Source organism: Alteromonas sp. BZK5 (assembly GCF_014349115.1).
Taxonomy (GTDB): Bacteria; Pseudomonadota; Gammaproteobacteria; order Enterobacterales; family Alteromonadaceae; genus Alteromonas; species Alteromonas macleodii.
In genome coordinates this window covers 68,376-75,641 of record NZ_JACSOE010000018.1, presented here as the reverse complement: position 1 = coordinate 75,641, position 7,266 = coordinate 68,376, and the positions used below count along the sequence as shown (strand labels likewise).

General features: G+C 45.9%; 8 protein-coding genes. All 8 read left to right on the top strand.

All coding sequences use genetic code 11. From position 1 onward, the window contains the following. Window positions 1–367 precede the first annotated feature (367 nt). The 8 genes from BIZ39_RS07630 to fliR all read left to right on the top strand — a co-directional run bounded on the left by BIZ39_RS07630 (window position 368) and on the right by fliR (window position 7,260). Window positions 368–2,683: a flagellar hook-length control protein FliK gene (locus tag BIZ39_RS07630; protein ID WP_187446717.1), complete on the top strand. Its 2,316-nt coding sequence runs from the start codon at window positions 368–370 to the stop codon at window positions 2,681–2,683. Between the two features lie 227 nt (window positions 2,684–2,910). Beyond that, window positions 2,911–3,450, top strand: coding sequence for a flagellar basal body-associated protein FliL (gene fliL / locus BIZ39_RS07625; protein ID WP_156086065.1), 540 nt, complete (start codon window positions 2,911–2,913; stop codon window positions 3,448–3,450). 27 nt (window positions 3,451–3,477) lie between these two features. Beyond that, window positions 3,478–4,536, top strand: a complete 1,059-nt coding sequence (gene fliM, locus BIZ39_RS07620) for a flagellar motor switch protein FliM (RefSeq protein ID WP_014948638.1) — start codon at window positions 3,478–3,480, stop codon at window positions 4,534–4,536. Window positions 4,537–4,553: 17 nt separating this feature from the next. Next, a complete protein-coding gene (gene fliN / locus BIZ39_RS07615; RefSeq protein WP_014948639.1) occupies window positions 4,554–4,961 on the top strand; it encodes a flagellar motor switch protein FliN in 408 nt (135 codons plus the stop codon). 28 nt (window positions 4,962–4,989) lie between these two features. Further along, the gene (gene fliO / locus BIZ39_RS07610) at window positions 4,990–5,442 is read left to right on the top strand and encodes a flagellar biosynthetic protein FliO (protein WP_187446716.1); all 453 of its coding nucleotides are present in this window, start codon (window positions 4,990–4,992) and stop codon (window positions 5,440–5,442) included. Continuing rightward, on the top strand, window positions 5,435–6,190 hold the full coding sequence (gene fliP, locus BIZ39_RS07605; RefSeq protein WP_168532414.1) for a flagellar type III secretion system pore protein FliP: 756 nt from the start codon (window positions 5,435–5,437) through the stop codon (window positions 6,188–6,190). The genes fliO and fliP overlap by 8 nt, the downstream gene beginning before the upstream one ends. 8 nt (window positions 6,191–6,198) lie before the next feature. Continuing rightward, a complete protein-coding gene (fliQ, locus tag BIZ39_RS07600; protein WP_012517675.1) occupies window positions 6,199–6,468 on the top strand; it encodes a flagellar biosynthesis protein FliQ in 270 nt (89 codons plus the stop codon). A 12-nt stretch (window positions 6,469–6,480) separates the two neighbouring features. After that, a complete protein-coding gene (fliR, locus tag BIZ39_RS07595) occupies window positions 6,481–7,260 on the top strand; it encodes a flagellar biosynthetic protein FliR (RefSeq protein WP_014975908.1) in 780 nt (259 codons plus the stop codon). The last annotated feature ends 6 nt before the right edge of the window (window positions 7,261–7,266 follow it).

The window sequence follows — 7,266 nt, the reverse complement described above, 5'->3', positions numbered from 1 at the left end:
GCGCTCGCCTTTCTGATAATTAGTCGAGCCTCTGCCACTTTGGCTCAACCCTTGCTAAAACCATTTCATAATGTACTAGCGCGACGTAATTACTTTGCAATCGCTACTACGGAAAACCATCGTTTCTTTGAGTTTCATCACACAGTATAGCGTTTGAAATTCAGCGAGGGCGACTAAGGGCCGTAGCGAAAAATTATAGCGATACATGCTGACTAAGTAATGCTAAGTGATTGTAATTGAAGTAAGCGTTGGTGGCTTTGCGATGAAATGGCGTCAAGTTTTTTATAAGAAAACGCCACGTGAATCATTCGCACCACGATACGTCTTCTTGGTGAAAGACGATTTAAATGTAGGACGGTAGGACAATATGCAACAAGTTGCCGCACATAAAACAGACATTGCCGCATTACCATTCTCAGCTTCTGGTACGGCGAAAGCCGTTGGAACGAGTATTGGAACTCAGCAAGAAGCGAACAGTGAAAATAACCAAGCATTTAACCGACTTTATCAAGAAGCTAAATCGAGCAAGTCAGAAATTGTTTTAAACGAAAAAGAAGATCAGGTTGCTCAATCTCGAACAGCAAGCCGTTTGGACAGAGCAGCTCCCCAATCTTCAGTCTCCAGCGACACGATCAAAAATGGTAAAGACCGCGATGCGGGACATACGGATTTACCTGTTCGTGACGAAGTCACAGATATTCCAGCTGAGTCTGAAGCTGACTCCCATAATGCAAATCAAGAAGAAAATGCAACGCTTGGTGCACACGAGGTTGCGCAAGGTTCAGCAACGACAACGCAGCCCTCAACTGACGGTGAAAATACCAATCTCGTTATTGACGACGCTGAAGACGCCGTTGAACAAAAAAACGTGATCGACGTGCAGTATGTCATTGGAGAAGGTGGCAGAAAAGATGCTGAGGCTGGCGTTATTACCTCACCTGGCACGCCAGACGGAAAGCCAAGCAAAGACGATGGCGAGCCAGACTGGATTGCCTACGTTGAGACGGTAGCTAATCGCTTTGGAGAAAGTGATGAATCTTCAGGTGAATCAGGTACCACAGAAGATAAGGGTATCTCTGAAGCTGCAGGCGAGGCAGTTAACGTCGTATCTATAAAAGAAAGCGGAAAACTTTGGAAGCTTCCGGAGGATGTGGATGCGAGCGATATGCCATCGGTCATGGCTCATCTGTTGTCGCAACTTAATAGTAGCAATGATGGTGAATTAGCCATCGAATCCCTGTCGTCTGAAGCACAACAAACACTCACTACACTAACTTCACTTCTTATTGGTGGCAACGCTAACGACCAACAGAGAGGAAGTGATAGTGAAGCGAACAATGCGTCTTCAAATGCGAAAACTGATATCAATGCTAATTCATATAAAAAAGTAAAAAGTGACAATGAGCTTTCAGCATTGATTGCCAAGCTCATGCAGACTGAGAACTCAGAAAATCCTGAACAAGGTCTAGCGTCAGACACTGATGCCGCAAATGCATTAAGCGATATGTTAGAAACGTTAAATGGGCTACCTGAAAGCGGCAAAAAATCGGCCGATGAATCGCTCGTACTAAGTCTTCTAGCAGATGAACTTAACAATATTCAGGCAAAATCTCTTGATGACAATCTCGCCGAGGCTCAAGAGTTATTGACCGAGTTAACCTCAGAGGCAGCTGCTGCGGGCAATGTGGCGGTAAATGCAGCAGCATCAAAGGGCGCTAAATCAGCATCGTCTGAGGGGCTGTCAAACGTTGATAACAGCGGCGAGCAAACCAAGGTAGTTGATTCTTTTGGTGCTACAGAAATTTCAAGCGACCTGCTTTCAGCGATAAGTGAGCTATCGCCACAAAGCGCGCAAAAGGCAACGGAAGCGTTTGCTGAGCGTGTAGTCGCGGCTCTGCCAGGTGGTGCGCAGCAACAAGCAGTGAAGGCTAACATTATCGCTGGCATCAACGAGTTTCAGCAACAAGTTCAGCAAGGTAGAGAGCCTGGCATTGATTTATCAACTATTGTTGCCGATGCCGCAAAAGATGCTGCGGTAAGTGCTGATGTGGTTGCTTCAATGACAGCGCGTGTAGACGGTCAAGCCAGTCAATTCTTAAATTTGATGACGCAAACTCAAGCAAGTGCTCAACACGCTATTGCTGGATTGGTTAATCCAACTGAATCGGTTATGCAGGAAAACTCTCAGCTTCGCGCTGAAGCGTCAAAAACTCAGCAGCAGTTTGAAGGTTTTGATAAAGCGGTCAATATTCATAAGAGCGACGGCCAGCAGCAGCTTAGTGAGAAAATTCGCTGGATGGTTAATGCGCGAAATACCATGGCTGAAATTCGCTTAGATCCTCCTGAGCTCGGCAGTATGCAGGTGAGAGTAAATGTGGCGGGTGACGCTGCTAGCGTGAGCTTTGTCGTGCAATCTCAGCAAGCTAAAGATGCATTGGCCGATGCTATGCCCAAGCTAAGGGATATGCTTTCAGAACAGGGTATTGAGTTAGGCGACGCCCAAGTTAGGAAAGATAATTCTTCTGGTCAAGAAAATGGCCAACAACTTGCAGGAAACAGTCATCAAGGTCAGGGAGCTGGGGATCGTGGAGAAAATGACGGTGTAGACGACACGGATGGCATGCGGGTTATTGAACAGTCGATTTCGCGCGCGGACAAGGGCGGCATAGACTTTTACGCTTAACCACATCCCGTATGAATTATTACCAATAGGTCGCATAGAGAGAATACGTAAACGCTGCTATGTTTTGAATGAAAGGAGTGAGCAGTAGGTGGTATTAGAGGGTAATAGGAAGCGTGAAGACGCAAAAAATTACCCGTACACATATTGTTTTCCTCAAATAATGGCATTGCCATTTTTGACGGAACCTTGATAATACGTTTTTTCCGAGCATTACTGACGAGTTACACATGGCTGAAGAAGAATTACAAGTAGAAGAAGGCGGCAAAAAGAAAGGCAAAATGATGTTGATCATCATTATCGCTGTGGTTCTTTTAGGAGGCGGTGCCGCAGCCTATTTCTTAATGTTTGCAGGCGCTGATGAGCCAGCAGCCGAACAGCTTGCCGAGACTGATGCCGCCGCAGCGGCTGCAAGTGCACCAGCATCAGCAGCAGGGAAGGCTGAAATGGGCACTGCGCTTTACGTAGCGATGCCGCGACCATTTGTTTTTAACGTACCGGGCGCAGGAAGAGACAGATTGGTTCAGATAAAAGTGCAGTTGCTTGTGCGCGGTTCTGACAATGAAGAGCTGGCGAAGATGCATATACCGCTAATTGAAGGGACATTACTACAGGCTTTTAGTACTTCAAACGCAGACGATCTGGTTACCGAAGCCGGTAAAATTGAGCTTCGCGAGCAGGCAGTAACAGAAGTACAAAAAGCATTAAAGGACATTACGGGCAGCGATGTAGTTGAGCGCGTATTGTTCACTGGGTTTGTCATGCAGTAATGCATTGACTAAGTAAGGTAGAAGACGGTGAGTGATTTATTATCTCAAGATGAAATCGATGCCCTATTACACGGGGTAGATGATGTAGAAGAAGAAGAGGTCGGCGGCAGCGACTCTGATGCTTCTACGCTCGAGTACGACTTCTCCTCGCAAGACAGAATTGTGCGTGGGCGTATGCCTACGCTTGAAATAGTTAATGAACGTTTCGCACGTCATATGCGTGTGAGCTTGTTCAACATGATGCGACGTTCAGCTGAAGTATCGATTAACGGTATTCAGATGATCAAGTTTGGCGAATACATTCATACGTTATTCGTTCCAACGAGTTTGAACATGGTGCGCTTCCGTCCGCTTAAAGGCACGGGGCTTATCACCATGGAAGCCCGCTTGGTATTTATTCTGGTAGACAACTTCTTTGGCGGTGATGGACGTTATCATGCGAAGATTGAAGGCCGGGAGTTTACGCCAACGGAGCGCCGTATTATCCAGATGCTGCTTAAAATAATCTTTGAAGATTATAAAGAAGCCTGGGCACCGGTCATGGATGTGTCGTTTGAATATTTGGACTCAGAAGTAAACCCTGCGATGGCGAACATTGTGAGCCCGACCGAGGTGGTGGTCATCAGCTCGTTCCATATCGAACTAGATGGCGGCGGTGGCGACTTCCACGTGTCCTTGCCATACTCAATGTTAGAGCCCATTCGCGAATTGCTTGATGCGGGTGTTCAAAGCGATAAAGAAGATACAGACTTACGTTGGAGTAAGGCCCTTCGCGATGAAATCATGGACGTTAAAGTAGCGTTAACTACGCATATGCTAGACGTTGATGTACCGCTTCGCGATGTGATGGAGTTTAAACCTGGCGATATCATCCCTGTGGAGATGCCAGAAACCATCACTGTATTAATTGAAGATTTACCCACGTTTAGGGCTAAGTTAGGTCGCAGTCGCGACAATTTGGCGCTGAAAATTGTAGAAAAGATTGCAAGACCGACTTCAGTGAAGTCTGAGCTACAGTTATTAACCCGCGGTGGGCGCATTATTGATAATGACGCAGAACTGCAAGTACTCGAAGAAGACCTGTAAGGTAGAGGGGAGTTCCCATGAGTGAAGACGGTATGGACGATTGGGCAGCGGCAATGGCCGAGCAAGCCGAATCTGAAGCGGAACAAGAGGCTGGCGATAACGAAGACGTACAAGTTGCAGAACTTGACGAATTAACTGACGACGCGCCGATTACGCAAGAAGAAAAGAAAAAGCTAGATACCATTCTAGATATACCTGTGACTATTTCGATGGAAGTCGGTCGTAGTCAAATAAGTATCCGAAATCTGCTACAGTTGAACCAGGGTTCTGTGGTAGAGCTGGATCGTGTTGCCGGTGAGCCACTAGATGTATTAGTTAATGGCACGTTGATTGCTCATGGAGAAGTAGTAGTGGTCAACGACAAATTCGGTATTCGATTAACGGATGTTATTAGTCAAATTGAGAGAATCAAGAAGCTCAGATAAAACTTCTTATAAAGTAAGGGGTTGCGCAATGCTGCCCCTTTTATTTAGCCAGATAGCCGTCGCGCAGTCGACCCAGTCAATCACCAATCCCACCTCGGTACTGTCAATTTTCCTTTCTTTACTTGTCGTTGTTGGCGTCATTTTCGCTCTGGCTTATGTGATGCGTCGATTTAATGTCACTGCGATGGGTGGAAATCAAATGAAAGTCGCGGCCAGCATGGTTGTTGGTACAAAAGAAAAAATCATGGTGATTCAGGTAGGTGAAGAGCAGCATCTCATTGGTGTAACCAGTCACAACATCTCTCATTTAAGCAAATTAGATAAGAATCTCGATGTGCCTGTGAAAGGTGTGAACAACACCACAGGCGAGCAACAAAATGGTGCCGATGCGTTTAAACAAAAGCTTGTTGCTGCCATGGCGGGAAAGCTCAACCCGAATATAGAAAAGAATAAAACAAAGGAAGAGTCGAGAGATGCGTAAGTTTGCCTGGCTACTTTTAATACTACCCTTATTACTGCTCGTTGAGCCCGCCTATGCTCAACAGGGGATTTCTGCCGTCACGGTTACGACTAACCAAGATGGAACGCAAGATTACTCTATGACGCTTCAAGCGCTGTTTATCATGACAGCGTTGAGTCTGATTCCAGCGTTTATCATGATGATGACCTCTTTCACGCGTATTATTGTGGTGTTGTCTATTTTGCGTCAGGCGATTGGCTTACAACAATCACCGTCAAACCAGATACTCATTGGCGTTAGTTTGTTTCTATCCATGTTTATTATGGCGCCGGTGTTTGAAGAGGTGAACGAGCGAGCTTTACAGCCTTACCTTAACGAGCAACTCACCAGTTTAGACGCTCTTGAGCAAGCCAAAGGCCCCATGCGCGCATTTATGCTTTCACAAACAAGGGTAAAAGACCTAGAAACGTTTGTACGGATAGCTGGAGATGAAGGAAAATATGCCGATACGGATGAAGTGCCGCTAACCATCTTAATTCCGGCTTTTGTGACCAGTGAACTTAAAACCGCGTTTCAAATTGGTTTTATGCTATTTATTCCCTTTCTTATTATTGACTTGGTGGTAGCGTCTATATTGATGGCTATGGGTATGATGATGCTTTCACCTATGATTGTATCTTTGCCGTTTAAGCTCATGTTGTTCGTGTTGGTTGATGGTTGGAACTTGATTTTCGGTACGTTGGCGACCAGCTTCGGTATGGGCGTCTAGGAGGGCTTATGTCACCAGAAGTCTTTGTAGAAATACTGCGAGAAGCTATGTTCATGGTTATCGTGTTGGTATCTGCGGTGATTGTTCCAAGCTTGATCGTAGGTTTAGTTGTTGCTGTGTTTCAGGCAGCCACCAGTATCAACGAACAAACCATGAGCTTCTTGCCCCGCTTACTTGTTACGCTTCTCGCGCTGAGTTGGGGCGGAAACTGGTTGGTGCAACAGCTTATGGACTTTACTTTCAGAATGGTTGATATGATCCCGCAGGTTGTGGGATAGAAGGCTAAAGCTGTGGAAGTCGAACTCGCGACCATCAATCAATTCCTTGCAGACATGCTGCTGCCGTTTATGCGCATTAGCGGCTTGTTTGTGGCCATGATTGGCTTGAGTGCTAAATCCATTCCCCCGCAGGTAAGAGCCTTGTTGGGTATAATGCTCACGCTTATCATCATGCCGGTAGTGCCCCCGTCACCCATAGAAAATTTGGTGGATGTGGGCACATTTTTAATCGTTATTCAGCAGTTGCTAATAGGCATTGCTATTGGTTTTATATCAATGATGGTGCTCAATACCTTTGTGCTTGCTGGCCAAGTTATAGCAATGCAAACCGGTTTGGGCTTTGCGTCTATTGTTGACCCAGTCAATGGTATTAACGTGCCGGCGGTAGGTCAGTTTTATCTGATATTGGCGACTTTGTTGTTTTGGACCTTGGATGGGCATTTGTCCATGATCCAAATGATAGTCATGAGCTTTGAGGCGTTTCCCATAGGCGAAGCATGGTGGACCGGTGAACAGTTCCGCGATATTGCCCATTGGGCCGGCTGGATGTTCATATCGGCAGTGACCCTCTCCCTTGCGCCAATCGTTTCGCTGCTTATCGTGAATTTGGCGTTTGGCGTAATGACCAAAGCTGCGCCACAGCTAAACATATTTAGTATTGGTTTTTCCATTGCTCAGGTAATGGGATTACTGATTATTTGGATAACACTTGATAACTTTACTGCACATTTCGAAACCCAATGGTTTAGAGCTGAACAGTTTATGTGTGAACTATTGAATATTTGTTCGTAGGAAAAC

Bases quoted from the DNA above. Each gene is read 5' to 3' on its own strand.
- BIZ39_RS07630 (WP_187446717.1), top strand. From the start codon at position 368: ATGCAACAAGTTGCCGCACATAAAACAGACATTGCCGCATTACCATTC.
- fliL (WP_156086065.1), top strand. From the start codon at position 2,911: ATGGCTGAAGAAGAATTACAAGTAGAAGAAGGCGGCAAAAAGAAAGGC.
- fliN (WP_014948639.1), top strand. From the start codon at position 4,554: ATGAGTGAAGACGGTATGGACGATTGGGCAGCGGCAATGGCCGAGCAA.
- fliO (WP_187446716.1), top strand. From the start codon at position 4,990: ATGCTGCCCCTTTTATTTAGCCAGATAGCCGTCGCGCAGTCGACCCAG.
- fliP (WP_168532414.1), top strand. From the start codon at position 5,435: ATGCGTAAGTTTGCCTGGCTACTTTTAATACTACCCTTATTACTGCTC.
- fliQ (WP_012517675.1), top strand. From the start codon at position 6,199: ATGTCACCAGAAGTCTTTGTAGAAATACTGCGAGAAGCTATGTTCATG.